The organism is Azospirillum sp. B21 (assembly GCF_008364825.1).
Classification (GTDB): domain Bacteria; phylum Pseudomonadota; class Alphaproteobacteria; order Azospirillales; family Azospirillaceae; genus Azospirillum.
In genome coordinates, this window is the sequence record NZ_VTTO01000003.1 from 1 (window position 1) to 24253 (window position 24253).

24 protein-coding genes and 1 pseudogene are annotated in these 24253 nt (G+C 67.9%); 13 read left to right on the plus strand and 12 right to left on the minus strand.

Annotation, left to right across the window (positions count from 1 at the left end; all coding sequences use genetic code 11):
* Window positions 1–505, minus strand: a pseudogene (locus tag FZ983_RS08200) (flagellin); the annotation flags it as partial.
* Between the two features lie 366 nt (window positions 506–871).
* Here FZ983_RS08200 and FZ983_RS08205 point away from each other — a divergent pair.
* Window positions 872–1339, plus strand: coding sequence for a RidA family protein (locus FZ983_RS08205; protein WP_111065733.1), 468 nt, complete (start codon window positions 872–874; stop codon window positions 1337–1339).
* An 88-nt stretch (window positions 1340–1427) separates the two neighbouring features.
* Window positions 1428–2591: a GNAT family N-acetyltransferase gene (locus tag FZ983_RS08210; RefSeq protein WP_149223096.1), complete on the plus strand. Its 1164-nt coding sequence runs from the start codon at window positions 1428–1430 to the stop codon at window positions 2589–2591.
* 3 nt (window positions 2592–2594) lie between these two features.
* Here FZ983_RS08210 and FZ983_RS08215 read toward each other — a convergent pair whose 3' ends face one another.
* From FZ983_RS08215 to FZ983_RS08240, 5 genes are all read right to left on the minus strand, one after another.
* Window positions 2595–3707: a CoA transferase gene (locus FZ983_RS08215; RefSeq protein WP_149223097.1), complete on the minus strand. Its 1113-nt coding sequence runs from the start codon at window positions 3705–3707 to the stop codon at window positions 2595–2597.
* A 169-nt stretch (window positions 3708–3876) separates the two neighbouring features.
* Entirely contained in the window at window positions 3877–4917 is a 1041-nt protein-coding gene (moaA, locus tag FZ983_RS08225; protein WP_149223098.1) for a GTP 3',8-cyclase MoaA, read from the minus strand.
* A 133-nt stretch (window positions 4918–5050) separates the two neighbouring features.
* Window positions 5051–7105, minus strand: a complete 2055-nt coding sequence (locus FZ983_RS08230) for a 4Fe-4S dicluster domain-containing protein (protein WP_149223099.1) — start codon at window positions 7103–7105, stop codon at window positions 5051–5053.
* Window positions 7106–7278: 173 nt separating this feature from the next.
* Window positions 7279–8133 (minus strand): substrate-binding domain-containing protein, encoded by an 855-nt coding sequence (locus FZ983_RS08235; protein ID WP_149223100.1) that lies wholly within the window; start codon window positions 8131–8133, stop codon window positions 7279–7281.
* Between the two features lie 119 nt (window positions 8134–8252).
* Window positions 8253–8951 carry an ABC transporter permease gene (locus FZ983_RS08240; RefSeq protein ID WP_149223101.1) on the minus strand — a complete coding sequence of 233 codons (699 nt, stop codon included), beginning with the start codon at window positions 8949–8951 and terminating at the stop codon, window positions 8253–8255.
* Window positions 8952–9038: 87 nt separating this feature from the next.
* Here FZ983_RS08240 and fdhD point away from each other — a divergent pair, with 87 nt between their 5' ends.
* The 11 genes from fdhD to FZ983_RS08295 all read left to right on the plus strand — a co-directional run bounded on the left by fdhD (window position 9039) and on the right by FZ983_RS08295 (window position 18790).
* On the plus strand, window positions 9039–9920 hold the full coding sequence (gene fdhD, locus FZ983_RS08245) for a formate dehydrogenase accessory sulfurtransferase FdhD (RefSeq protein ID WP_149223102.1): 882 nt from the start codon (window positions 9039–9041) through the stop codon (window positions 9918–9920).
* Window positions 9910–10569, plus strand: coding sequence for a molybdenum cofactor guanylyltransferase MobA (gene mobA, locus FZ983_RS08250; protein WP_149223103.1), 660 nt, complete (start codon window positions 9910–9912; stop codon window positions 10567–10569). The genes fdhD and mobA overlap by 11 nt, the downstream gene beginning before the upstream one ends.
* On the plus strand, window positions 10569–11078 hold the full coding sequence (locus FZ983_RS08255; protein ID WP_149223104.1) for a DUF3305 domain-containing protein: 510 nt from the start codon (window positions 10569–10571) through the stop codon (window positions 11076–11078). The genes mobA and FZ983_RS08255 overlap by 1 nt, the downstream gene beginning before the upstream one ends.
* On the plus strand, window positions 11075–11644 hold the full coding sequence (locus tag FZ983_RS08260; RefSeq protein WP_149223105.1) for a DUF3306 domain-containing protein: 570 nt from the start codon (window positions 11075–11077) through the stop codon (window positions 11642–11644). Before FZ983_RS08255 ends, FZ983_RS08260 begins: the two co-directional genes overlap by 4 nt.
* A 455-nt stretch (window positions 11645–12099) precedes the next feature.
* Window positions 12100–12726, plus strand: a complete 627-nt coding sequence (locus tag FZ983_RS08265; protein ID WP_149223106.1) for a molecular chaperone TorD family protein — start codon at window positions 12100–12102, stop codon at window positions 12724–12726.
* 17 nt (window positions 12727–12743) lie between these two features.
* On the plus strand, window positions 12744–12980 hold the full coding sequence (locus FZ983_RS08270; protein WP_149223107.1) for a formate dehydrogenase: 237 nt from the start codon (window positions 12744–12746) through the stop codon (window positions 12978–12980).
* A gap of 13 nt (window positions 12981–12993) precedes the next feature.
* A complete protein-coding gene (locus tag FZ983_RS08275; protein WP_149223108.1) occupies window positions 12994–15894 on the plus strand; it encodes a formate dehydrogenase subunit alpha in 2901 nt (966 codons plus the stop codon).
* A gap of 18 nt (window positions 15895–15912) precedes the next feature.
* Window positions 15913–16590: a formate dehydrogenase FDH3 subunit beta gene (gene fdh3B / locus FZ983_RS08280; protein ID WP_149223109.1), complete on the plus strand. Its 678-nt coding sequence runs from the start codon at window positions 15913–15915 to the stop codon at window positions 16588–16590.
* A complete protein-coding gene (locus tag FZ983_RS08285) occupies window positions 16587–16787 on the plus strand; it encodes a hypothetical protein (RefSeq protein WP_149223110.1) in 201 nt (66 codons plus the stop codon). Before fdh3B ends, FZ983_RS08285 begins: the two co-directional genes overlap by 4 nt.
* 25 nt (window positions 16788–16812) lie before the next feature.
* A complete protein-coding gene (locus tag FZ983_RS08290) occupies window positions 16813–17868 on the plus strand; it encodes a formate dehydrogenase subunit gamma (protein WP_149223111.1) in 1056 nt (351 codons plus the stop codon).
* 232 nt (window positions 17869–18100) lie between these two features.
* The gene (locus FZ983_RS08295) at window positions 18101–18790 is read left to right on the plus strand and encodes a class II aldolase/adducin family protein (RefSeq protein WP_149223112.1); all 690 of its coding nucleotides are present in this window, start codon (window positions 18101–18103) and stop codon (window positions 18788–18790) included.
* A gap of 16 nt (window positions 18791–18806) precedes the next feature.
* On the opposite strand, the gene FZ983_RS08300 is transcribed toward FZ983_RS08295, so the two are convergent.
* The 6 genes from FZ983_RS08300 to FZ983_RS08325 all read right to left on the minus strand — a co-directional run bounded on the left by FZ983_RS08300 (window position 18807) and on the right by FZ983_RS08325 (window position 24247).
* On the minus strand, window positions 18807–20810 hold the full coding sequence (locus FZ983_RS08300) for a HAMP domain-containing sensor histidine kinase (protein WP_247883668.1): 2004 nt from the start codon (window positions 20808–20810) through the stop codon (window positions 18807–18809).
* A 191-nt stretch (window positions 20811–21001) separates the two neighbouring features.
* On the minus strand, window positions 21002–21802 hold the full coding sequence (locus tag FZ983_RS08305) for a class III extradiol ring-cleavage dioxygenase (RefSeq protein WP_149223114.1): 801 nt from the start codon (window positions 21800–21802) through the stop codon (window positions 21002–21004).
* A 175-nt stretch (window positions 21803–21977) separates the two neighbouring features.
* A complete protein-coding gene (locus tag FZ983_RS08310) occupies window positions 21978–22457 on the minus strand; it encodes a F0F1 ATP synthase subunit B (RefSeq protein ID WP_149223115.1) in 480 nt (159 codons plus the stop codon).
* Window positions 22454–23104: an ATPase gene (locus tag FZ983_RS08315; protein ID WP_149223116.1), complete on the minus strand. Its 651-nt coding sequence runs from the start codon at window positions 23102–23104 to the stop codon at window positions 22454–22456. Before FZ983_RS08315 ends, FZ983_RS08310 begins: the two co-directional genes overlap by 4 nt.
* A gap of 94 nt (window positions 23105–23198) precedes the next feature.
* Window positions 23199–23423 carry an ATP synthase subunit C family protein gene (locus FZ983_RS08320; protein ID WP_012973363.1) on the minus strand — a complete coding sequence of 75 codons (225 nt, stop codon included), beginning with the start codon at window positions 23421–23423 and terminating at the stop codon, window positions 23199–23201.
* Between the two features lie 80 nt (window positions 23424–23503).
* Window positions 23504–24247, minus strand: a complete 744-nt coding sequence (locus tag FZ983_RS08325; RefSeq protein WP_149223117.1) for a F0F1 ATP synthase subunit A — start codon at window positions 24245–24247, stop codon at window positions 23504–23506.
* Window positions 24248–24253 lie beyond the last annotated feature (6 nt).

A 24253-nucleotide genomic window follows, 5' to 3' on the forward strand; every position in this document is an offset into this window, starting at 1 on the left:
GGGCGTTGTCGACGCCGGTGATGGTGTTGACGGCGGCACGGGACTCGCTGGTGCTGTCCATGCTCATGCCGTTGCCGTTGATCAGGTTCTTGCCCTGATAACCGCTGTCGGCGGCCAGCTTGTCGATCTGGTCCTTCAGCGTGTTGAACTGGGCGGCCAGCGACTTGCGGGTGGCCACGGAAGCGGCGTCGGTGCCCAGCGCGGCATAGGCCGCGGTGGTCAGGCCCTTGGCCTGGTCGACCAGCGAGTCGATCGAGGTCAGGCCCTTGTCGGCGGCCTGGATGGTGCTGATCGACTGGCCCATCGCGTCCTTCAGCGAGGACAGGTCGCCGGCACGCTGGTTCAGGCCCTTGGCGGCAAAGAAGGCGGTGGGACCATCCAGAGCCGAGTTGATCTTGTTGCCCGTCGACAGGATGTTCTGCTTCTTGTCGATACCGGCCTGCGTGCTCTGCAGCTGCAGCAGGTTCGTGCGCATCGAGGCGGTCAGGGTCACATTACCGGCCATGGTCCTAGTCTCCTTCTGAGGCTGTCCCCGCGCTTGGTCATTTGACCGGCGAGGCAACGTGCGTTTTCCTGACACCACTGTTTCAAGCGCCGTGCCAACTGCGGTGGTGTGCCATAAGTCACTGATTTTACTATGGAATAAAAATAGGTCGGCAAAAAGGGCAGGGTTGGGACGGCCCCGGCCAGCAGGAGGCCCGAAAAAGATTCCCGGAATCTTTTGCCGGTGACGGACGGTTCTGCCGATGTGGCCGGCGGCAAGAATCTTCCCACCGCCTTGCCGGCGCGGCTATGGTCTGGCTCCAAACCGCGTCCCAAACATCGAACGCATGGCCCCGACGCGGGCCACAGCAGGGAAGGGAGAAGCATCATGACCGGTCGGATCGACGCGCGCCTGGCGGAACTGGGCATCGAATTGCCACAGGCGGCGGCCCCGGTGGCGGCCTATGTGCCCTACACCCGTTCGGGCAACACCCTCTACATCTCGGGCCAGGTCACGGTCTGGAACGGCGAGCGCAAGTTCGTCGGCAAGGTCGGCCAGGACTTTACCGTGGAGCAGGGCAAGGAAGCGGCGCGCCTGTGTGCGCTGAACATCCTGGCCCAGGCCAAGGCCGCGCTGGGCGGCGACCTGGACCGCGTCACCCGCGTGCTGCGGCTGGGCGGCTTCGTCAACTCCGGCCCGGACTTTCACGATCATCCGCTGGTGATCAACGGCGCGTCGGAACTGATGCGCGACGTTTTCGGCGAGGCCGGCCAGCATGCCCGCGCCGCGGTCGGCGCCCCGTCGCTGCCCGGCAACGTCGCGGTCGAGGTCGACGCCATCCTGGAAGTGGCCTGACCGGCGAGACGGCGGTCCTGACGGCAGCGCCTTGCCGCAACGCGACATGAGGCTTACCTCCTTGCCATCGGTTCAGGGAGACGCATGCATGCCCGACGGCAACGACGCCATCACCGTCAAGGTTCTGACCGGGATCGGCGAGGCGGACCAGCAGGGCTGGGACGCCTGCGCCGGTGCCGGCAATCCGTTCCTGTCCCACGCTTTCCTCCTGGCGCTGGAGGACTCGGGATCGGCGACCGGGAAGTCCGGCTGGCAACCCAGCCATCTCGCCGCCTATGATGGATCCGGCCGGATGGTGGGCGCGGTGCCTGCCTATCTGAAAAGCCATTCCTACGGCGAATACGTCTTTGACCATGCCTGGGCCAACGCCTATGAGCGGGCGGGCGGCAGCTATTACCCCAAGCTGCAGGTGGCGGTTCCCTTCACGCCGGTGCCGGGTCCCCGGCTGCTGGTGGCGCCGGGGCCGCAGGCCGATGCGGTCGCCGACGCGTTGATTTCGGCGCTGGAGCAGGTGGCGGAACGCTACGGCGTCTCTTCCGCCCATGTCACCTTTCCGGAGCACGCGGACTGGGACCGGCTGGGCAAGGCCGGCTGGCTGCAGCGGACCGGCGTGCAGTATCACTGGCACAATCGCGGCTACGGCAGCTTCGACGAGTTCCTGGAGGCGCTGAATTCGCGCAAGCGCAAGGCGATCCGCAAGGAGCGGCGCGAGGTCGCCGACAGCAGCGTCCGCCTGCACACCCTGACCGGCGGCGATCTGAAGCCGGAGCATTGGGATGCCTTCCACCGCTTCTACCTGGACACCACCGACCGCAAATGGGGCGGCGGCTATCTCAACCGCCGCTTCTTCCAGCTGCTTGGCGAGACGATGGCCGACCGGGTGGTTCTGGTGATGTGCGAGGATGGCGGGGAGTGGGTGGCGGGGGCGCTGAACCTGCTGGGCGACGATGCGCTGTACGGCCGCAACTGGGGTTCGGACGGCCGCTACCGCTTCCTGCACTTCGAGGCGTGCTATTACCGCGCGCTGGACTTTGCCATCGAACGCGGTCTGGCGCGGGTCGAGGCCGGCGCCCAGGGCGAGCACAAGATCCAGCGCGGCTATCTGCCGGTACCGACCTACAGCGCCCACTGGATCGCCGATCCCGGCTTCCGCCGCGCCGTGGACCGTTATCTGGCACAGGAACGTCCGGCGGTGCAGGCGGAGATCGAGGCGCTGGGCGACGAGCTGTCGCCCTACCGGCGGGAGGGCTGAGCGCTACACCCAGCCGGCCAGCACCGTGGCGGCATCGCTTTCCCGCAAGGACGTGCGCTCCGGCGGTGGGGCGCCGTCGACGCGCAAGCCCATCAGCGTTTCGACCAGCGGTTCCGGCCCGTCCGTGACGCGGACCTGTCCGCGGGCGGCGACGTGAGGATGGGCATGGACCTCCGCCAGTTCGGGCAGAGCCTCGAAACAGCAGTCGACGGGATCGAGCAGGGATTTCCAATCCGCCAGCGTCCGCGTCTCGAACAGCGCCTCCAGCTCCGCCGTCAGGGCGGTCTGGGGCAGGGGGTCGTCCTGGCGGGCGATCCAGTCGGGGCGGCCGACCGCCTCGCAGAAGCCTTGCCAGAACTTGGCCTCCAGTGCCGACAGGGTGGCGAAGCGGCCATCGGCGGTGCGGTAGATGCGGTAGCAGGCAGCCCCGCCCGACAGCAACGCCTCGGCGCGCTTCGGCATGGTGCCGCGCGCCGCCGCGGTCAGGGTCATGCCCTGCCAGCCCAGCACCGATTCCATGATCGACAGGTCAAGGAAGCAGCCCTGTCCCGACCGTTCCCGCCCGAACAGCGCGCCGGTCACCGCCAGCGCCGTCTGCTGGGCCGAGGCGAAATCGGCGACCGGCAGATAGCTGATGACCGGCCGGTCCGGCAGCCCGGAGGCATCGAGCCCGCCGCCGACCGCCATGTAGTTCAGGTCGTGCCCGGCGCGCGTGGCATAGGGGCCGTCATAGCCCCAGCCGGACAGGCTGGCATGGACCAGCCGCGGGTTGAGCTGCCGCAGCCGCTCGCGCCCCAGACCCAGCTTGTCCATCACGCCCGGCCGGTAGCTCTCGATCAGCGCGTCGGCCTTCGCCAGCAGGTCTTCGAGCGCCTTGCGCCCCTCCGCCGACTTCAGGTCGAGGCGGATGACGGTCTTGCCGGCGTTCAGCAGCTTGTAGGCGGCGGTGGTGCCGTCGCTGTCCGTGGGACCCAGCCGGCGCAGCGGATCGCCCGCCGGCGGCTCCACCTTCACCACCGTGGCGCCCAGGTCGCCCAGCAGCTGGGCCGCATGCGGTCCCGGCAGATACTGGCCGAGGTCGATGACGCGCAGGCCGGTCAGGAAGGGCAGGGGCATGGCGGTGCTCGCTCTTGGTTTGGTGGTGTCAGCGTCGAATACCCCCACCCCAACCCTCCCCCGCAGGGCGGGGGAGGGAGCAAGTGCTTGTTCGGGAGAGTGGCGGCAGTCCCTCCCCCGCCCTGCGGGGGAGGTTAGGTGGGGGTCTAACTTCCGCGCCTAGAGTAACTCACCCCCCCGTCACACTCATATGCCGTCCGACGGCCGGGCCCTGGTGGCGGCGGTCGATGATGAAGTCGTGCCCCTTGGGCTTGCGGGTGATGGCCTCGCGCACCGCGTCGATCAGCGGGCCGTCCTCGTCGCTGACGCGCAGCGGCGTGCGCAGGTCGGCGGCGTCCTCCTGGCCCAGGCACATGTACAGCGTGCCGGTGCAGGTCAGCCGCACGCGGTTGCAGCTTTCGCAGAAGTTATGGGTCAGCGGCGTGATGAAGCCGACGCGCTGGCCGGTCTCCTCCACCCGCACATAGCGGGCGGGACCGCCGGTGCGATGGTCGCTCTCGGTCAGGGTCCAGCGCTTCTGCAACTCCGCTTTCAGCATGGTCAGCGGCCAATACTGATCCATGCGGGCGCCCTCGCCGATGTCGCCCATCGGCATCACCTCGATAAAGGTCAGGTCGAAGCCCTGTTCGCCGCACCACGCCACCATGCGGTGCACTTCGTCGTCGTTGACGCCTTTCAGCGCCACCGTGTTGATCTTGATCTTCAGCCCGGCGTCCTTGGCCGCCTGGATGCCGCCCAGAATCTTGTCCAGCTTGCCCCAGCGGGTGATGGCCTGGAACTTGTGCGGATCCAGCGTGTCCAGCGACACGTTGATCCGCCGCACGCCGGCCTCATACAGCCCGGCCGCATGCTTGAACAGCATGGTGCCGTTGGTGGTCAGCGTCAGCTCGTCCAGGTCGCCCGACGTGATGTGGCGGCCGAGCGACCTGATCAGCCGCATAACGTCCCGCCGCACCAGCGGCTCGCCGCCGGTCAGCCGCAGCTTGCGCGTGCCGAGCTTCACGAAGGCGCTGCACAGCCGGTCCAGCTCCTCCAGCGTCAGCACCTCCGCCTTGGGCAGGAAGCTCATGTCCTCCGCCATGCAATAGACACAGCGAAGGTCGCAGCGGTCGGTCACCGACACGCGCAGATACTCCACCTTCCGGCCGAACGGGTCGATCAGCGGAGCGGTGGCGGCTGGCGATTGGGCTTCGGACACTGGATCGATCATCGGTGGACTCCACGGGCGGCCGCTGACGGGCCGCCACAGTATATGTTCGCTACACATACGATGTGCAACGATCGCGGGAGCGTATTCCACATCACGGTATGCCGACTTTGACGGTGATCAAGAGTTCGCGGCGTCACATCAGCTTTTGTCGCACTGCCGCCAGTTGTGCTTCCCTCTGGGCCTCTTCGCGTTCGCGCAGGTCGTCGTCGGTGGTGCGGGGCACCGGCGGGCGGCCCAGGGCGAAGGGCTCGTCGCTGCGCTCGAACTGGTCGCGGACGCGGCAGTCCTCGCACATGCGGATGCGGTTGGCGGCCTCCGGCGTCGCGAACATCGAGTGCTTGCCCGCCAGCACCGTCACGATCTTCTCGATCGCCGACTTGGTGGCGAAGGGCTTGCCGCAGGACACGCAGCAGAAGGGTTCCTCCTCCTTGATGACCGTCGCACCGCGCGCCTGATCGCGGAAATCGATCTCCGGCACCAGCGTGATGACCTTCTCCGGACAGGTGGTCTTGCACAGGCCGCACTGCACGCAGGCGTCCTGGGCGAAGGACAGCATCGGCTTGTCGGGATTGTCGAGCAGCGCGCCCGTGGGACAGGCGCCGACGCAGGACAGGCAGAGCGTGCAGCCCTCCACATTCACCGACACCCGGCCGAAGGGGGCGCCCGGCGGCAGCGGCAGGACTTCCACAGGGGCGGGGGCGACCTTGTGCAGGTGGCGCAGCGCCAGCATCGTCACCGTCCGCTTCGGCCCCATCGGCAGGAACATCCCGGCCTCGACCGGGTCGGCCGGCAAGGCCCACAGCTCGTCCGCCACCGCGTCGGGGTCGGCGGCGTCGATCACCGCCACCCGGCCGGAGCCATAGCCGAGCCCGCTGAAGGCGGCTTCCGCCAGCCCGACCTGCGAGGCCAGCCCGGCGGTTTCCCCCTCGTTCTCCGGCCCGGTCAGGACGCGGACATGGGTGCAGCCATAGGCGAGCGCCAGCGCGAACAGGTCGATGCCGACCTGCGTCACCTCGTGCAGCGCGAAGGGCAGCACGCGGGCCGGCAGGCCGCGGCCGTGCCGGGACATCATGCCGACCAGTTCGTCGCCGTGGCGCGGATCGTGGATCAGCAGCGCGGGGGCGGCGCCGCCGGCCTTCCGGTAGGTGGTCAGCAGCGTGCGCAGCCGCTCATAAACGGTGGCGGCCGGGGGCAGGGCGTAGGTGGCGGCCCCGGTCGGGCAGACCGCGGCGCAGGATCCGCAGCCGGCGCAGACATGCGGGTCGATGGCCACATGGTCGCCGTTCGGCGTGACCGCCCCGGTCGGGCAGACGTCCAGGCAGCGGGTGCAGCCGGTCTTGCGGCTGCGCGAATGGGCGCAGAGATCGGCCTTGAAGTCGACGAAGCGCGGCTTCTCGAACTCGCCGACCAGATCGGCCATCTCCAGCAGGGCTTTCGCCACCTCGACCGGGCTGTTGGGATCGGGGCGGATGTAGCCGTCGCGGCGCTTGTGGTCGGGGAACAGCGGCGTGCCGCCGGTCAGGTCGAGGATCAGGTCGCAACGGGCCGACGCCCCCTGGCGCACCGGCTCGAACCCCAGCGTTCCGCGCGAGGAGGGCAATGCCGGGGCGTAGTCGTCAACCACGATCTCGAAGGCGCCGACCCAGCCGCGCCCGCTGCGGATGCGGCCGCGGAAGATCGCGACGTCCATCACCTGCGGCGGTGCGATGTCCTTGGGGTTGGTCAGCAGGACGGTCACGTCAAGGTGCTTCGCCAGCTGCCGCCCGGCCTCGATGGCGCGCTCGTCCGTGCCGTAGACCAGGCAGGTGCCCTGGGAGGTCAGGGTCAGGGCGCCGGTCGGCGGGATCGGCAAAGCGGCCTCGGCCAGCAGAGCCGCGATCTTCGGCAGCGCCTGCGCACCCTCGTCCGACCAACCGGCGCGCTCGCGGATGTTGGTGAAGGTCAGTGCGGTGTCCGGCGCCACCTCCGCCACGATTTCGCTGAACAGCGGCGCTTCCTGCGTGCAGGCGACCAGCAGCGGCTGGCCATTGGCAACCGCCTTCTCGAAGCGGTCGAGCTGCGCCCGGCACAGCTGGGTATGCACGGTGACGGCGCTGCCGTCGCCGCATGCCTTGCCCAGCGCCGCCCCGTCCAGCGCGATGCTGTGCGCGCAGTCGCAGACGAGCACCGTCCGATCGCCGATCTTCATCGTCCCAAAAACTCCTGTCGCTTGGGGCTGACGCCCCTGGCCTGCCGACACTCATATGGGGGAATGCAGCGCGATGGGAACGGGAATCTTATCGGGATCGATCCGGATGAGCGTTGGCTTGACCGTTCCTGCGACCCTCCCGGATCGGAAGGATCGCAGGAAACCACTGCTCCTTACGCCCCCGGTTCGTTGGCGTTGGGGAAGAACAGCTGCTCGCCGTTGATGGTGTAGTCGGCGATGGCCTTCTGGCCCTCGGCCGACACCAGCCAGTCGACGAAGGCCTGCCCGTCGGCCGCCTTGATGTGGGCGAATTTGGCCGGGTTGACCAGCATCGCGCCATACTGGTTGAACAGGCGCTTGTCGCTCTCCACCAGCACGGTCAGCGGACCGCGGTTCTTGAAGTTCAGCCAGGTGCCGCGGTCGGTCAGGGTGTAGCCGTTCATCGCGGCGGCGGTGTTCAGCGTCGGGCCCATGCCCTGGCCGATGGAGCGGTACCAGCTCTCCTTGGGCTCCGCCTTGGCCGGGTCGAGGCTGGCGGTCTTCCACAGCGCGAGTTCGGCCTTGTGCGTGCCGCTGTCGTCGCCGCGCGACACGAAGGGGGCCTTGGCGGTGGCGATCTTGGACAGGGCGGCGGCGACATCCTTGCCACCCCTGATGCCGGCGGGGTCGGTGGCCGGGCCGACGATGACGAAGTCGTTGTACATCACCGGCTTGCGCAGGGTGGAGAAGCCTTCGGCGACGAACTTCTCTTCCGACGGCTTGTGGTGGACGAACAGCACGTCGGCATCGCCGCGCTTGGCGAGGTCGATGGCCTGGCCGGTTCCCTTGGCGACGACCCGCACCTCGATCCCCGTCTTGGCGGTGAATTTCGGCAGGATGGAGCCGAACAGGCCCGAATCCTCGGTCGAGGTGGTGGAGGCCACCGTGATGAAACGGTCGGCGGCCGATGCGGCCGACGGGACGGCTGTCTGGATCAGGCCGGTCAGGGCCGCGGCGGCGACCCCCAGCACGAACGAACGGCGCAGCATCGCGTCAATCCTCCCAAAGGGCGTTATTGCTTGAATAGCATAGCGCAGACCGGCCGTCCTTGCAAAGGCTTGCCAAGCTTCCGTCGATTTTGCCGCATACCGGAAAAAATCGGTTCGGGTCAGGCGCGCTCTCCCGTCTCCTTCAGCAGGGATGCGGCGAGGTTGACGGCCAGCGACAGGGTCATCAGGACGAGGCCGAGCGCCAGCGCCATCGGCAGGTCGCCCTTGCTGGTCTCCAGCGCGATGGCGGTTGTCATGACGCGGGTCACATGCTCGATGTTGCCGCCGACGATCATCACCGCCCCGACCTCCGCCGACGCGCGGCCGAAGCCGGCCAGCACGGTGGTGACGAGGCTCCAGCGCGCTTCCGACAGCAGGGTCGCAAGCCGCCTGAACGGCCCGGCCCCGGTGACGCGCAGCAGGTCGTCATATTCGACCAGCAGATCCTCCACCGTCTGGCGGGAGAGGGAGGCGACGATCGGTACGATCATCACCGTCTGGGCGACGATCATCGCGGTCGGGGTGAACAGCAGCCCCAGAACGCCGAAGGGGCCGGAGCGCGACAGCAGCAGATAGACCACCAGCCCGACCACCACCGGCGGCAGCCCCATCAGCGTGTTCAGCACGATGGCGACGGCACGCCGTCCGGGAAAGATCAGCGCGGCGACGGCGGCACCCAGCGGCAGGCCGATCAGCGTGGCGGCGGCGACGGCGGTCAGGCTGACCCGCAGAGACAGCCCGACGATCTGCATCAGCCCGTCGTCAAGCGTGGCGATCATGGATACGGCCAGCGCCATGGCCTGGGAAAAATCGTGCATGGGGTCCAGATCAAAAATGAAATTGCTTGGGCCGGGGACTTGTCCGAAGACCGGCGCTCGCCCACACTCGCGCGCATGAGCCCTATCATGAGTCTTAAGACCTTCACCATAGCGCCGGACCCGGCCGATCCCAAGCTGACGGAGCGCGTCCGCGGCTTGGACCAGGACGGCCGCGAGATCGAAACCGCCGTGACGGTGGAACGGCCGCTGACCCTGTACCTGAACGGGCAGGAGATCGTCACCATGATGACGATCGGCGACTATCCCGACTGTCTGGCCGTCGGCTATCTGCTGAACCAGAACATGCTGCGGCGCGACGACCGCATCACCGGCATCGACGTGGACGAGGAAACCGACACCGTCGTCGTCCGCACCGAGCGCGCGACCGACTATGAAGCCAAGCTGAAGAAGAAGACGCTGACCTCCGGCTGCGCCCAGGGCACCGCCTTCGGCGACGTGATGGAGACCTTCGAATCCGTCAGCCTGCCGACCGACCTGCGGCTCCGCACCTCGTGGATCTACGCGCTGTCCAAGCAGATCAACCTGCAGCCCAGCCTGTATCTGGAGGCCGGAGCCATCCACGGCTGCGTGCTGTGCCAGGAGGACCGGCCGCTGGTCTATATGGAGGATGTCGGCCGCCACAATGCGGTGGACAAGGTCGCCGGCTACATGCATCTGAACGGCATTCCGGCCGGGGACAAGATTTTCTACACCACCGGGCGCCTGACCTCTGAGATGGTCATCAAGACGGTGCAGATGGGCATTCCGATCCTGATCTCGCGCTCCGGCTTCACCGCCTGGGGCGTGCAGCTGGCGCGGCAGGCCAACCTGACGCTGGTCGGCCGGGCCAAGGGCCGGCGCTTCATCGCGCTGGCCGGCACCGACCGGCTGGTCTTCGATACCGATGCCGCCGGGGCCGACGACGAGGACCGCCGGCATGGACGCAAGGGAAGTCGCGATGACGACTGAGACACAGCATCGGGATATCGGCCACCGGGATATTGGCGGCGTCCTGCTGGCCGGCGGCCTGTCGCGGCGGATGGGCGGCGGCGACAAATGCCTGCGCCCGCTGGGCGGCCAGACCATTCTGGAGCGGATCGTCGCCACCGTCCGGCCGCAGGTCGGCCCACTGGTGCTGAACGCCAACGGCGACCCGGCGCGCTTCGCCCATCTCCACCTGCCGGTCGCGGCCGACGTGGTGGAGGGCTATGCCGGTCCGCTCGCCGGCGTGCTGACCGGCATGGAGTGGATGCGCGGCACCGCACCCGGTGTCGCCTGGGTCGCCAGCTTCGCCACCGACGCACCCTTCATCCCGCGCGACCTCGTCACCCGCATGGCCGCGGCGCTGGAGCAGGAGGGCGCCGACCTCGCCTGCGCCCGTTCCGGCGGGCAGGAGCATCCCGTCTTCGGCCTGTGGCCGATCCGGCTGGCCGGCGATCTGCGCCGGGCGATGGTGGAGGAGGGCGTCCGCAAGGTCGATGCCTGGACCGCCCGCTACCGGCTGGCCGTCGCCGATTTCGATTTCGAGCCGGCCAATTCTGTGGATCCCTTCTTCAACACCAACCGGCCGGAGGATCTGGCCGAGGCGGAACGCCTGCTGGCGTCGGGACATGTGTGATGACGGAACCGCTTGGCACCCAATCGCTGGAACGCATCGAGACCATGCCGCTGGGCATCGTGGTGGAGCGGCGCCGCGGCGTCACCGTCTGGGCCGACTGGAGCTGGCGCCCGGTGTCGGTCATTCCCGGCGCCGGCCCGGTGGAGCCGTCCGGCCGTATCCTGATGGAGGGCGAGGGCTGGAGCCACAGCCATGCCGCCACCCTGACGCTGGAGTTGTTCCGCACGGACACCGAAGGCTACCGCTTGAATCTGTCGCAGGACCCGCCGCGCCTGTGGGTGGTGATGCGCCCCGGTCCCGACGGTGAGGAACTGGTGCCCTTCACCGTCACCGCGTCGGCCCATGAAGGGGAGGGTTATCAGGTCGGCAGCGATGTGGTGGAAACTTTGCCGATGCCTGCGGAAGTGATCGCGCTGGTCCGCGATTTCGTCGAGCAGCACCATGTCGACGTTCCCTTCCACAAGCGCGAACGCAAGCGCCACTTCGAGAAGGATGAGCGGCAGCGATGAGCGGCGAAGCCTTCCTGTCGCGCTGGTCGCGCCTGAAACGCACCGCCGTCAAGCCGGAGCCGGAAGCCGTCGACGTCGCGCCGCCGGTCGAGGCGACGGCACTTCCGGTCGCGCTCGACGACGAGGTGCCGGCCGACGCTGCGCTGCCGGACTCCCCTCAGAACGCCGATGTCGAAGCCGACGATCCGTTGAAGGATCTGCCGCCGGTCGAGGAACTGACCGGCGAGTCCGACTTCACCCCGTTTCTGCGCGCCGAGGTGCCGGAAGACCTGCACCGACAGGCCCTGCGCAAGCTGTGGACCTCCGACCCGATCTACGCCAACGACGACGGGCTGAAGGACTACGCCGACGATTACGCCAGCCTGTTCACCGGCAACGTCCCGGTGAAGACTCTCTACCGCGTCGGCGAGGGCTTTCTGAACATGCTGGACGAAGCGGCGGATGGGGCGGAGGCTGTACCTGTCTCAAATGCCGATGCCGATATTGCTGAAACCGACATTGTCATGACGGCCGACACCCCCTCTCCCCAACCGCCGATCCCCTCTCCCCCCCGGGGAGAGGGTTAGGGTGAGGGGGGCGCGTTGCGGAACCTCATCATTCCGCGCGCAGTCCCCATCGTCCCAACATCCTCCTCATGCATCCCCCTCACCCCGACCCTCTCCCCGGGGGGGAAGAGGGGGGACGCCGCTGCACACTCCACTGCCCCCTCGCAATTCTCCTCCCAAACTGCGACGGATCGTCACGCCAGTTTAGACGCCCTCAAAACTCAAGGGCGTTCTGTTAGCGCGAGCATAGCGCAGCGACAAAGATTCATTTGTCACCCCTTCCGGACGTGTCCTTAGTTGACAAACGGATAGGTTCAGTCCTTCTATTATCGGCCTGCGCAATGCTAAGCCACTGTAAGGCAACGGCTTTTCGCAGGTGCATCAAAAGGGGTTGTGGACGGGGCCAACGGACGGCGCGCGGTGTGACCGCGGACGCCGGCATCCCCGTCTGTGTGTCCGGGAGGAGTTTGCGGCACGTGTCCAAGGCCGTCGATCACACCGTTCCCCCCGCGGTCGCGGAGGAGGAACTGCTGCGTGCGCAGGTCTACGGCCTGCTGGCGCGCCTGCTGTCGCGCGCGCCCGACGCGGATTTCCTGGCCGCGCTTGCCGGCATGGCGGGGGAGGGCGGCGAGTTCGGCGCGGCGCTGAACCAGTTGGCGGAGGCGGCGCGAGGCTGCGACCCCGCCGCGGTGGTGGAGGAGTTCACCACCCTCTTCATCGGTGTCGGCGGCAGCGAGCGCACCCCTTACGGCTCCTATTATCTGACCGGATTCCTGAACGAGAAGCCGTTGGCGGAACTGCGCGTCGACATGGCGCGGCTCGGCATCGCCCGCGCCGACGGCGTGAGGGAGCCGGAGGATCACATCGCGGCGCTGTGCGAGATGATGGCCGGCCTGATCGGCGGCGAGTTCGCGCCGGAGGACGGCGGGATCGTCGATCTCGAGGCGCAGCGGGCATTCTTCGACCGCCATGTCGGCTCCTGGGCCGGGCGGTTCTTTGCGGATTTGGAGACCTCGCCGTCGGCCCGCTTCTACCGGGCGGTTGGTGCGGTCGGACGAAGTTTTCTGGCGGTCGAGGCGCGCGCCTTCGACCTTGCGGCGTAAAGGTGAGGAGCGAAGCCATGACGCGGAACGCGGTCAAAGCCAAAGAAGAAGCTGCCAAGCAGAATACGGACAAATCGCTCGCCCGGCGCGACCTGTTTCGCGTCGCCGGCCTGGGCGTCGGTGCGCTGGGCGCCGTCGCCGCCGGGGTGACCGCCACCGGCGGGACCGCGGAGGCCGCCCCGGCGGAGACCGTCTCCACCGGCTACCGCGAGACCGATCACGTTCGGCGTGTCTACGAACTGAGCCGCTTCTAAGAGGAACGCCCCGATGCTCATCAAGAAAAGCTCGGCCACCTCGGGCGGCCGTCACCTTGCCCGCAGCCTGACGCAGACGCTGGCGACCGCCACCGGCGTCACTGTCGACCGCCGCGCCTTCCTGCGCACCTCCGGCATCGCCGCCGGCGGTGCCGCGCTCGCCTCCGCGATGCCGTTCGGCATGGTGAAGAAGGCCGATGCCGCCACCGCGGCCGCCGTAGCCGGCGCGCCGGTCAAGCAGGTCAAGTCGATCTGCACCCACTGCTCCGTCGGTTGCACCGTGGTGGCCGAGGTGCAGAACGGCGTCTGGATCGGGCAGGAGCCCGGCTTCGACAGCCCGATCAACCTGGGCTCGCACTGCGCCAAGGGCGCGTCCGTGCGCGAGCACGCCCACGGCGACCGCCGCCTGCGCTATCCGATGAAGATGGTCGACGGCAAGTGGACCCGGATCAGCTGGGACCAGGCGATCGAAGAGGTCGGCTCCAAGCTGCTGTCGATCCGCGAGCAGTCCGGCCCGGATTCGGTGTTCTGGCTGGGCTCCGCCAAGCACAGCAACGAGCAGGCCTATCTGTTCCGCAAGTTCGCGGCCTTCTGGGGCACCAACAACGTCGACCATCAGGCGCGCATCTGCCACTCCACCACCGTGGCCGGCGTGGCGAACGTCTGGGGCTACGGCGCCATGACGAACAGCTACAACGACATCCAGAAGTCGCGCGCGCTGTTCTTCATCGGCTCCAACGCCGCCGAGGCGCACCCCGTCGCCATGATGCATGTGCTGAAGGCGAAGGAGCAGAACAACGCGCCCCTGATCGTCGCCGATCCGCGCTTCACCCGCACCGCCGCCAAGGCCGACGAGTATATCCGCTTCCGTCCCGGCACCGACGTGGCGCTGGTCTGGGGCATCCTCTGGCACGTTCTGCAGAACGGCTGGGAGGACAAGGACTACATCGCCAAGCGCGTCTACGGCTTCGACGACATCCGTGCCGAAGTCGCCAAGTGGACACCGGAAGAGGTCGAGCGCGTCACCGGCGTTCCGGGCTCGCAGCTGAAGCGCGTCGCCCGCACGCTGGCTTCCAACCGTCCGGGCACGCTGGTCTGGTGCATGGGCGGCACCCAGCACCACATCGGCAACAACAACACCCGCGCCTATTGCGTGCTGCAGCTGGCGCTGGGCAATGTCGGCGTGGCCGGCGGCGGCACCAACATCTTCCGCGGCCACGACAACGTGCAGGGTGCGACCGACTTCGGCGTCACCTCCGACAGCCTGCCCGGCTATTACGGTCTGGCCGAGGGCGCGTGGCGCCACTGGGCGCGCGTATGGGACGTGCCGTACGACGAGGTGCTGGCCCGCTTCAAGGACAAGAAGCTGATGGAGGCCACCGGCATCCCGGTGTCCCGTTGGTTCGACGGCGTCCTGGAAGCCAAGGAGAACCTGGACCAGCCGAACCCGGTCAAGGGCATGGTCTTCTGGGGCCACGCGCCGAACAGCCAGGTCCGTCTGCCCGACATGAAGAAGGCGATGGAGAAGCTGGAGCTGCTGGTCGTCGTCGATCCGTTCCCGACGATGACCGCCGTGCTGCCGGACCGCAAGGACAACTTCTACCTGCTGCCGGCCGCCACCCAGTTCGAGACGGTCGGGTCGCGCACCGCGTCCAACCGCTCCGTCCAGTGGTCCGACAAGATCATGGAGCCGCTCTTCGAATCGAAGGTCGACCATGAGATCATGTACCTGTTCGCGAAGAAGTTCGGCTTTGCCGGGCCGCTGTTCAAGAACATCAAGGTCGAGGGCAATGTCCCGGTGATCGAGGACATCACCCGCGAGTGGAACCGCGGCATGTGGTCCGTCGGCTACACCGGCCAGTCGCCGGAGCGTCTGAAGCTGCACATGCAGCATCAGGCCACCTTCGACAAGACGACCCTGCGCGCCGTCGGCGGTCCGTGCGACGGCGATTATTTCGGCCTGCCGTGGCCCTGCTGGGGCACGCCGGAGATGAAGCATCCCGGATCGGCCAACCTGTACGACACCTCGCTGCCGGTGGCCGAGGGCGGCGGCGCCTTCCGCGCCCGCTTCGGCGTCGAACGCAACGGCGTGACGCTGCTGGCCGAGGGCTCCTATCCGGAAGGGTCGGAGATCAAGGACGGCTATCCGGAAGTCACCATGGCGATGCTCCAGAAGCTGGGCTTCGACAAGGACCTGACGGAACAGGAACTGGCGGTCATCCAGAAGATCGGCGGCGACAAGATCGGCGCCGTGTCCTGGACCACCGACCTGTCCGGCGGCATCCAGCGCGTGGCGATCAAGCACGGCCTGAACCCGCCGGGCAACGCCAAGGCCCGCTGCGTCGCCTGGAACTTCCCGGACCCGGTTCCGATCCACCGCGAGCCGCTCTACACCCCGCGCCGCGATCTGGTCGCCAGCTACCCGACCTATGCGGACACCAAGTCCTGGCGCGTGCCGACCCTGTACAAGTCCATCCAAGACCGCGACGTGTCGAAGGAGTATCCGATCATCCTCACCTCCGGCCGTCTGGTCGAGTATGAGGGCGGCGGCGACGAGACGCGCTCCAACCCCTGGCTGGCCGAACTGCAGCAGGACATGTTCGTCGAGATCAACCCGTTCGACGCCAACAACGCCGGCATCAAGAACGGCCAGATGGTGTGGGTGGAAGGCCCGGAGAAGGGCAAGGTGAAGGTCAAGGCCATGGTCACCGAACGTGTCGGCCGCGGCGTCGCCTTCATGCCCTTCCACTTCGGCGGCGTGTACCAGGGGCAGGATCTGCGCTCCAAGTACCCGGCCGGGGCCGACCCGATCGTCCTGGGCGAGGCCGCCAACACGGCGACCACCTACGGCTACGATTCGGTGACCCAGATGCAGGAAACCAAGACCACCCTTTGCCGCATCCAGGCGGCCTGACGCGCGGGAGTTTGAACCATGGCCCGGATGAAATTCCTGTGCGACGCCGAGCGCTGCATCGAGTGCAACGCCTGCGTCACCGCCTGCAAGAACGAGAACGAAGTTCCCTGGGGCATCAACCGCCGCCGCGTCGTGACCATCAACGACGGCAAGCCGGGGGAGCGGACGATCTCGGTCGCCTGCATGCATTGCTCCGACGCGCCCTGCATGGCGGTCTGCCCGGTCGACTGCTTCTACCAGACCGCCGAAGGCGTGGTCCTGCACAACAAGGATCTGTGCATCGGCTGCGGCTATTGCTTCTACGCCTGCCCGTTCGGCGCGCCGCAGTACCCGCAGGCCGGCAACTTCGGCACCCGCGGCAAGATGGACAAGTGCACCTTCTGCTCGGGCGGTCCGGAGGCCGACAATTCGGAAGCCGAGTTCAAGAAGTACGGCCGCAACCGTCTGGCCGAAGGCAAGCTGCCGCTCTGCGCCGAGATGTGCTCGACCAAGGCGCTGCTGGCCGGTGACGCCGACAAGGTGTCGGACATCTACCGCGAGCGCGTGACCGCCCGCGGCTTCGGCTCCGGCGCCTGGGGCTGGGGCACCGCTTATCAGACCAAGTCGGGTCAGGAGCGCGGCCAGCCCGGCGGCTCGCTGTTCCAGGGCACCGGCGGTGCGGCCGGCGGGGCTCCTGTGCAGAAGCAGGGGCTGTGACGGTGACGATGGTGGGGACGCGCACTGTCCTGCTGGCGTTCGGCGCCGCGCTTTTGCTGGCCGGGTGCCAGGAGGACGCGACGCCGCGCCCGATCCATCTGGACAAGGGCGTCTACCGGGGCGCGGCCGACATGCCGCGCACCGCCGACGAGGTGCGCGCGCTGCAACAGCGCGCCGCCTATCAGGGTGTGCGATAGGGAGCGTCCGATGGAAGGTCATCGCATGAAGTCGGCTGTCGCCGCTCTGCTGCTCGGGATCGGCCTCGCCGCCGGCGCGGCATTGCCCGCCGCGGCCCAGTCCAGCGTCCGCGTCGGCGGTCCGGTCGATCAGCTGGCCAACAGCCAGCAGTTCGAACGCGAAGCGCCGCCGGTGCCGACCCAGGTCCCCGGGAAGAGCGTCGCCGAGGGTTGGCACGGCATCCGCCTGGGCGAGCAGGGCACCGTCTCCATCCCCAACAAGCAGGCCGGCGTCCTGATCCAGTCGGAAGGAGAGGCTTGGCGCGCGGTGCGCAACGGGCCGCTCAGCCAGTACGGCACCTGGGTGCTCGCCGGCATCATGGCGCTGCTGGTGCTGTTCTTCCTGGTCCGCGGTCGCATCCGCATCGATGGCGAGAAGACCGGCCGCACCATCCAGCGCTTCAACGCCTTCGAGCGCGCCGTGCACTGGCTGACCGCCGGCAGCTTCGTCGTGCTCGCCATCTCCGGTCTGAACGTGCTGTACGGCCGCTATACGCTGCTGCCGCTGATCGGGCCGGAGCTCTTCGCCGCCTTCACCCATTACGGCAAGCTGGCGCACAATTTCCTGGGATTCGCCTTCATCCTGGGCGTGGCGCTGATCTTCGTCCTGTGGGCCCGGCACAACATTCCATCGCGTCATGACCTGACCTGGTTCCTGAAGGCGGGCGGCCTGTTCTCCAAGGGCGTCCACCCGCCGGCGCACAAGTTCAACGGTGGTCAGAAGATCATCTTCTGGTCGACCGTGGTCGGCGGCGCGGCACTGGGCTTCACCGGCGTGCAGTTGATCTTCCCCTTCAGCTTCGCCACGCTGGAGGAGCTGCAGCTCTACCAACTGGCCCACGCCGCAATCGCCGTCATCATGATCGCCATCATCCTGGCGCACATCTACATCGGCTCCGTCGGCATGGAAGGCGCCTTTGCCGCCATGGGCGACGGTCAGGTCGAACTGCAATGGGCGCGCGAGCACCATTCGCTGTGGGTCGAGGAAGTGACCGGCGAGAAGGTGCGCCACGGCCATCATCACGGGACGCCGGCGGAGTAGGGGCTGCTTGGCTGACGGCGTTAGACCCCCACCCCAACCCTCCCCCGCTGAGCGGGGGAGGGGGCTTGTGTTGATGCGGGAGAGCGTCGCTCTGCGAAGTGGCAGCAGTCCCTCCCCCGCCCAGCGGGGGAGGATAGGTGGGGGCTAACGCCGTCACAGATCTACGCCCCCCTTGACCCCCACCACGCTCCATGGCCCCCTTGGCGCTCCCGCCACCCCGGAGGCGCCCGCCATGACCACCCACTTCGCCGAACGTCAGGCCGTGATCGACGGCTGCCTTGCCATGAACCGGCTGGGCATCAACCAGGGCATGTCGGGAAACCTGTCGCACCGGGTCGAGGGGGGCTTCCTCGTCACCCCGACCAGTATGCCCTATGAGGCGATGACCCCGGACGACATCGTCGAGATGGGCTTTGACGGCACCTATCTGGGCAACCGCCGGCCCTCGTCGGAATGGCGGATCCATCGCGATATCCTGCGGGCGCGGCCGGACGTGACGGTCGTCCTGCATGCCCATCCGACCTTCGCCACCGCACTGGCGGTGCATGGCCGCGGCATCCCGTCCTTCCATTACATGGTGGCGCTGGCCGGTGGCGATTCGATCCGCTGCGCCCCCTACGCCACCTTCGGCACACAGGAACTGTCGGACCATGCCCTGACGGCGCTGGACGGGCGGCTCGCCTGCCTGCTCGCCAATCACGGCATGATCGTGCTGGGGACGAGCGTGGCGAGCGCCCTGTCCCTCGCCGTGGAGGTCGAGACGCTGGCCCGCCAGTATCTCTACGCCCAGCAGTTCGGCGAACCGGTGATCCTGCCGCCCGACGAGATCGCGCGGGTGGCGGAGAAGATGCGGCGGTTGAAATACGGCCAGCCGGTCGACGACAACGACGCGCCGGAAGACACCGCGCGCCCCCGCTCCTGATTATCCGGCGTCCCGGTTACGGCCCGATCTGCGTCATCGAATTGCTGCCGGCGAGATGGCCGGCCGGCTTTAGCGAAGCGACCCGCAGCAGCGGCTTGGCATTCCCGACGGCCTCCACCTGCAGCGCACGTTCTTCCGCCGGTGCTTCATAGACGGCGGGAAGGGCGATGGTGATGCGCGTGCCCTGGCCGGGTTCGCTCGCCACCTCGATGTCGCCGCCCAGCATCGCCGTGTAATGGCCGACCAGCGTCAGACCCAGCCCGGCGCCGCGCGGCTTGCCCTGCCCACGCGTCGCCACGGTGCCGTTGCCGGCCCCTTGGACGAAGGGCTGGAACAGCCGCCCGGTCTGCGCGCTGGGGAAACCGCGGCCGCTGTCGGCGACCGTGAAGCGGTACCAGCGGGCGCCGTTCCGCTCCATCTTCTCCGCCGACAGGGTGACCGTGCCCTCCTGCGTGAACTTGCAGGCGTTGTCGAGAAGGTTCAGCAGGGTCTGCCGCACCTTGGTGAAGTCGGAATGCATCTGCCCGAGCCCGGCGGGGGCGGACAGCTCCAGCGCGTTGCCATAGAGGTCGGCGGCAGGCATCGACCGCTCGCGCGCCTCGGTCAGCAGCCGGTTGATGTCGAAATCCTGCAGGCAGACGTCCATCGCCCCGGCCTCGATCTTCGCATAGTCCAGCAGCGCATCGACCAGGGTGGTCAACTGCTCCCCGGTCCACTGGATATGCTCGACGTCGGTCGCAAGTTCGTCGACGCCCAGCCGGTGCAAGTCGGTCATCAGCGACTGGCTGGCATTGACGATCTCGGTCAGCGGTCCGTGCAGTTCATGGCCCATATTGACCAGGAAGTCGCTCTTGGCCCGGCTTGCGGCCTCGGCCAGCGCCTTTTCGCGCAAGAGGCGGGTATGCTCCACCTCCGCCTCGCGGCGTTCGCGCTCGGTGTCCTCGGCGGTGTTGCGCAGGGTTTCCACCGCACGCGCCATGGCGGCGATCTCGTCCTGCCCGGTCAGCGCCGGCAGCGTCAGGTCGGTGCGGCCGGCGGCCAGCGCCGATACGGCGGTTGCCATGGTCTTCATCGGCGCCGTCACGCTGCGCTGGACCAGCCAGAGCGCCAGCAGCCCGGCCAGTAGGACTGCACCGCCGATCCACAGGGCGACCGTGGTGTAGCCCGACAGTCCGTCGGCCAAAGTGCCGCGCAGCGCCTGGGTCCCGGCCTCCGCCCGGCGGCGGATCTCGCCCAGGTTGGCGGCGATGCCGGCGGCATTGGCGGCCATCGCCTCGGCGCGCAGGGTGTCCTCCTCGGCGACGGCCGATTCGATGGCGGTCAGCACGCCGCCGGCCTTGGACAGCAGGGCCGACACCTCGTCGATCGCCTGCTTGGTGCCGGGGACCCACAGGTAGCGGTTCATTTCCGCCAGCCGGTCGCGGGCGACGGCCAGCTGGGTGCGCATCGCCTCGGCATCCTGCGGGTCGCGGCGGTCGATGAAGCGGGTCAGATGGTCCTGCATCAGCAGCACCGCGATGGCCGCGTCGCTGGCCAGAGCGGTCGAATCGACGCCGCCGGCACTCTTGAGATGGTCCAGCTTCTGACGGGTCTGGGCAACCATCGGTTCCAGCACGCCGGTGATCTGGCCGTTGCGGTCGCTGCGCAGGGCGATGACCTTCTGCACCGCGGCCCAATAGTCATCGAGCGCTGATTTGGCCTTGTCGACGCCCTGCCGATCCGCGATCTCCACCGCGCCTTTGGACAGGGTGTCGAGCCGCTCGCGCAGCGTGTCGTGCCGCCAGGAGGCGTCGAGCAGGCTTTGGTCGTCGCCGTAGGTCAGATGGTCGCGCACCGCGACCTCCAGGTCGCGCAGGCTGACGTCGGCGTCCGCCGCCGCCTGCGACAGGTCGGCGCGGCCGGAGAAGGCGCCGATGTCGCGCGATACCGCGTAGAACCAGCCGAGTCCGACCAGCGCCAGCAGGGCCACAAGTCCGAGCGCGATGCCGAAGCCCGTGCTGACCCGGGCCGACACGGTCATGTCGCGGAATCGGGTCCGGCGGTCGCTCCGGGACAGAATGCCGTTCCGCTTCACACCGACTCCCGCTTGCGCTGTGCCTGACGAATCGCATGGGCGGCCACTACCGTTGGCCGGCTCCCGCGCGGCGCGGATTGTAGCTTGGTGATCCCCGCAGGCAAACAGACAAGTGTGCGACGGAGTACCGCCAAAGGTCAGGAAGCATCCCCGGAGGTGAAGGCATAGGCATGCATGCCCAGGCTGCCATGCTCGAACCCCGCATGCAGCCGCTCGGTTCTCGGCTGCGGCCCGGCGGCGCCGAACGCCACCGGCAGCGGCAGGAAATGCTCGTCGCTGGGATGGGCACGGCGGGCGTCCGGGCTGGCGGTCAGCCAGTCGCCGAGAGCTTGGGTGTCGCCGGCCTCCAGCGTCCGGTCCAGCCAGCCGGCGAAGCCGGTCGCCCAGGCCGCTGCGCAGGTCCCGCCGAAACGGAATTCCCGCAGATTGTGGACAGCGCCACCGCTGGCGAGGATCAACACGCCGTCCCGCCGCAGCGACTCCAGCTGCCGTCCCAGCGCGATGTGGTCAGCGGCGCTGCGGTGGGGCATCACCGCGAGTTGCGCCACCGGGATGTCGGCATCCGGATACATCAGCATCAGCGGCACCCAGGCGCCATGGTCCAGGCCCTGCGCCGGGTCGATCGCGGCGCCGGTCAACTCCGCGACCCGGTCAGCCAGTGCCGGCGCGCCGGGGGCGGGGTAGCGCATGCGGTAAAGCGCGTCGGGAAAGCCGTAGAAGTCGTGAATGGTCTCCGGCGCGGTGGCACCGCTGACCGCGGGGCCGCGGGTCGTCCAGTGGGCGGAAACCGCCAGGATGGCGCTCGGCCGGCCGAGCCTGCGGCCGAGCCCGGCCAGGAAGTCGCGGCCGGCGCTGGTCTCCAGGATCAGCGTGGGGGCGCCGTGGGAGACGAAGACCGACGGGAATGGGGCGGCGGATGGCTGGGCGAGGGAGGACATGGACGAACGGAACTCCGGCCGGGCGGTGGGGGAGGGCGGGGACAGTTCCATTCGAGCAAAGAAAAACCCCGGCGCCTAGGCCGGGGTTTTTCGAAAGTCCGTTGTTCACGCCGCAACAATGGTCAAGGGACCCGTGCCGCTGCGGAACCCGGTGACTCCAACCGGTGGGGACCGATCAGTGCAGGTGCTTCGGCAGCTCGCCGATCGACTGCTCGATCAGCTTGTCGGCCTGCATCGGCGGCAGGCCGCCGGAGAGGACGCGCTTGCTGGCGCCGATGGCGACGTCGACGGTCAGGTTGCGGACCTCGGCCAGCGCCGCGGCTTCCGCCTGGGCGATGCGGTCCATGGCCTGGGCCTCGCGGCGCTTCAGCGACGCTTCCAGGTCGGTTCCGGCCTGGGCCCGCAGACGGGCGGCTTCCTCGCGGGCATGGGCCAGGAAAGCCTCGGCGTCCTTCTGGGCGTCGGCCAGACGGCGCTGGTAGCCGTTCAGCAGGGCCTGGGCGTCCTTGTGCAGACGCTCGGCCTCGTCCAGTTCGGAACGGATGCGCTCGGCGCGGCCGTCCAGCATGGTGCCGATGGCGGCCGACGCCTTCTTCCAGACCAGGGCCACGAAGATGACGAAGGCGACGAAGACCCAAAATTCAGGTGCGTTCATCCCCGGCGCTCCTCAAGCACGGCCGCGACGGCGGCGTCCGCCTGGGCCTGATCGACCTCGACACCGGCCAGACGGCCGGCGATGTCGCGGACGATCCCGGTCGATTCGGCGCGGATGTTGGCCAGGGCCTGATCCTTCGCCGCGGCGATGGACGCCTCGGCGCTGCGCAGACGCTCGGTGATGTCGGCGTTCAGCTGGGCCTGGCGGGCCTGGTTGTTCGCCTCGATATCGGCGCTGGCCTGGGCGATGACGCCCTGGGCCTCGCTGCGGGCGCCGGCGAGGGACTTCTCGACCTGGGCCAGGATGGCCTCGGCCTCTTCCTTCAGTTGGGCGGCCTTGGCGAGATCACGCGAAATGCGCTCCTGCCGCGCTTCCAGAACCTCGGCCACGCGCGGAAGCGCCTTCTTGGACATGAGGTAGTAGAGAACGCCGAAGGTCAGAGCCAGCCAGAAGATCTGGGTCGGGAAATTGGCGGGATTGAGCTGCGGCAGGCCGCCGGAAGCGTGCTCGCCGCCGTGCGCCGCGTCCGGAGCGTGCTCCGCCGCGGCCGCCAGGACGGTGCCGGCCATCGTGGTGAGGGTGACGAGCGAGGCGCCCGCCACTCCCGACCAGCGGGCCAGCCGGCCTTTGGCCAACAGGTTCGGCATGATCGGTCCCCCTAGGCAAAGGAGCGGCGCCGAAACTTCGATGAAGAAGCCCGGCGCCGCGTCAGAGCTGTTTTTTTGAAAAGCCGCTCTGGCCTTAGGCGAACAGGATCAGGAAGGCGATCAGCAGAGCGAACAGCGCGACGGCTTCCGTCAGCGCGAAGCCCAGAATGCCGATCGGGAAAACCTTCGGCTGGACGGCCGGGTTACGGGCGATCGAGCCGATCAGGGTCGAGAAGATGTTGCCGATACCCAGGCCGACACCGGCGAGGGCGATGACAGCCAGACCGGCACCGATGAACTTGGCGGCTTGAGGATCCATTGTACTCTCTTCCTCTAGGTAAGGGTGAACTTGTTGGAACTTGAGGTGGACAGGAGGTCCGGCCTTTCGCCGGGAGCCGCTTAGTGCAGCTCCAGAGCGTCGCGGATGTACAGGCAGGTCAGGATCGAGAAGACGTAGGCTTGCAGGAAAGCCACCAGGAACTCGAAGCCGGTCAGTGCGACGTTGATCGCCAGCGGGACGAGGCCGGTGACGAAGCCCAGCGCGCCGAGACCGCTGATCATCATGACCGTGAAGCCGGCAAAGACCTTCAGCATCGTGTGACCGGCCATCATGTTGGCGAACAGTCGGATCGAGAGGCTGACGGGGCGCATCACGTAGGAGATCACCTCGATCGGGATGAGGATCGGGGCGAGCGCGATCGGAGCGCCATGCGGCATGAAGAAGGAGAAGAAATGCAGGCCATGCTTCAGCAGGGCCAGGATAGTCACGAACACGAACACCGTCGCCGCCAGCGCGAAGGTCACGATGATGTGGCTGGTGAAGGTGAAGGTGTAGGGGATCATGCCGATCATGTTGCCGATCAGCACGAACATGAAGATCGAGAACACGAACGGGAAGTAGGGCTTGGCGTCGTGGCCGGCGTTGTCGCGCACCAGGTTCGCGACGAACTCGTAGAACATCTCGGCCAGCGCTTGCAGACGGCCGGGAACCATCGACTTGTTCGCCATACCCATGACCAGCAGGGCGTAGATCGCCGCCACGGCCACGACCATGAAGAAGGCCGAGTTCGTGAAGGACACGTCGTAGCCGCCGAGCACGATCTGGAACAACGGGTTGATTTGGAACTGGTGCAGCGGATCCAAGGTCGT

Coding starts and splice junctions, on each gene's coding strand:
- FZ983_RS08205 (WP_111065733.1), top strand. CDS start 872: ATGACCGGTCGGATCGACGCGCGCCTGGCGGAACTGGGCATCGAATTG.
- FZ983_RS08210 (WP_149223096.1), top strand. CDS start 1,428: ATGCCCGACGGCAACGACGCCATCACCGTCAAGGTTCTGACCGGGATC.
- FZ983_RS08215 (WP_149223097.1), bottom strand. CDS start 3,707: ATGCCCCTGCCCTTCCTGACCGGCCTGCGCGTCATCGACCTCGGCCAG.
- moaA (WP_149223098.1), bottom strand. CDS start 4,917: ATGATCGATCCAGTGTCCGAAGCCCAATCGCCAGCCGCCACCGCTCCG.
- FZ983_RS08230 (WP_149223099.1), bottom strand. CDS start 7,105: ATGAAGATCGGCGATCGGACGGTGCTCGTCTGCGACTGCGCGCACAGC.
- FZ983_RS08235 (WP_149223100.1), bottom strand. CDS start 8,133: ATGCTGCGCCGTTCGTTCGTGCTGGGGGTCGCCGCCGCGGCCCTGACC.
- FZ983_RS08240 (WP_149223101.1), bottom strand. CDS start 8,951: ATGCACGATTTTTCCCAGGCCATGGCGCTGGCCGTATCCATGATCGCC.
- fdhD (WP_149223102.1), top strand. CDS start 9,039: ATGAGTCTTAAGACCTTCACCATAGCGCCGGACCCGGCCGATCCCAAG.
- mobA (WP_149223103.1), top strand. CDS start 9,910: ATGACGACTGAGACACAGCATCGGGATATCGGCCACCGGGATATTGGC.
- FZ983_RS08255 (WP_149223104.1), top strand. CDS start 10,569: ATGACGGAACCGCTTGGCACCCAATCGCTGGAACGCATCGAGACCATG.
- FZ983_RS08260 (WP_149223105.1), top strand. CDS start 11,075: ATGAGCGGCGAAGCCTTCCTGTCGCGCTGGTCGCGCCTGAAACGCACC.
- FZ983_RS08270 (WP_149223107.1), top strand. CDS start 12,744: ATGACGCGGAACGCGGTCAAAGCCAAAGAAGAAGCTGCCAAGCAGAAT.
- FZ983_RS08275 (WP_149223108.1), top strand. CDS start 12,994: ATGCTCATCAAGAAAAGCTCGGCCACCTCGGGCGGCCGTCACCTTGCC.
- fdh3B (WP_149223109.1), top strand. CDS start 15,913: ATGGCCCGGATGAAATTCCTGTGCGACGCCGAGCGCTGCATCGAGTGC.
- FZ983_RS08290 (WP_149223111.1), top strand. CDS start 16,813: ATGAAGTCGGCTGTCGCCGCTCTGCTGCTCGGGATCGGCCTCGCCGCC.
- FZ983_RS08295 (WP_149223112.1), top strand. CDS start 18,101: ATGACCACCCACTTCGCCGAACGTCAGGCCGTGATCGACGGCTGCCTT.
- FZ983_RS08300 (WP_247883668.1), bottom strand. CDS start 20,810: ATGACCGTGTCGGCCCGGGTCAGCACGGGCTTCGGCATCGCGCTCGGA.
- FZ983_RS08305 (WP_149223114.1), bottom strand. CDS start 21,802: ATGTCCTCCCTCGCCCAGCCATCCGCCGCCCCATTCCCGTCGGTCTTC.
- FZ983_RS08310 (WP_149223115.1), bottom strand. CDS start 22,457: ATGAACGCACCTGAATTTTGGGTCTTCGTCGCCTTCGTCATCTTCGTG.
- FZ983_RS08315 (WP_149223116.1), bottom strand. CDS start 23,104: ATGCCGAACCTGTTGGCCAAAGGCCGGCTGGCCCGCTGGTCGGGAGTG.
- FZ983_RS08320 (WP_012973363.1), bottom strand. CDS start 23,423: ATGGATCCTCAAGCCGCCAAGTTCATCGGTGCCGGTCTGGCTGTCATC.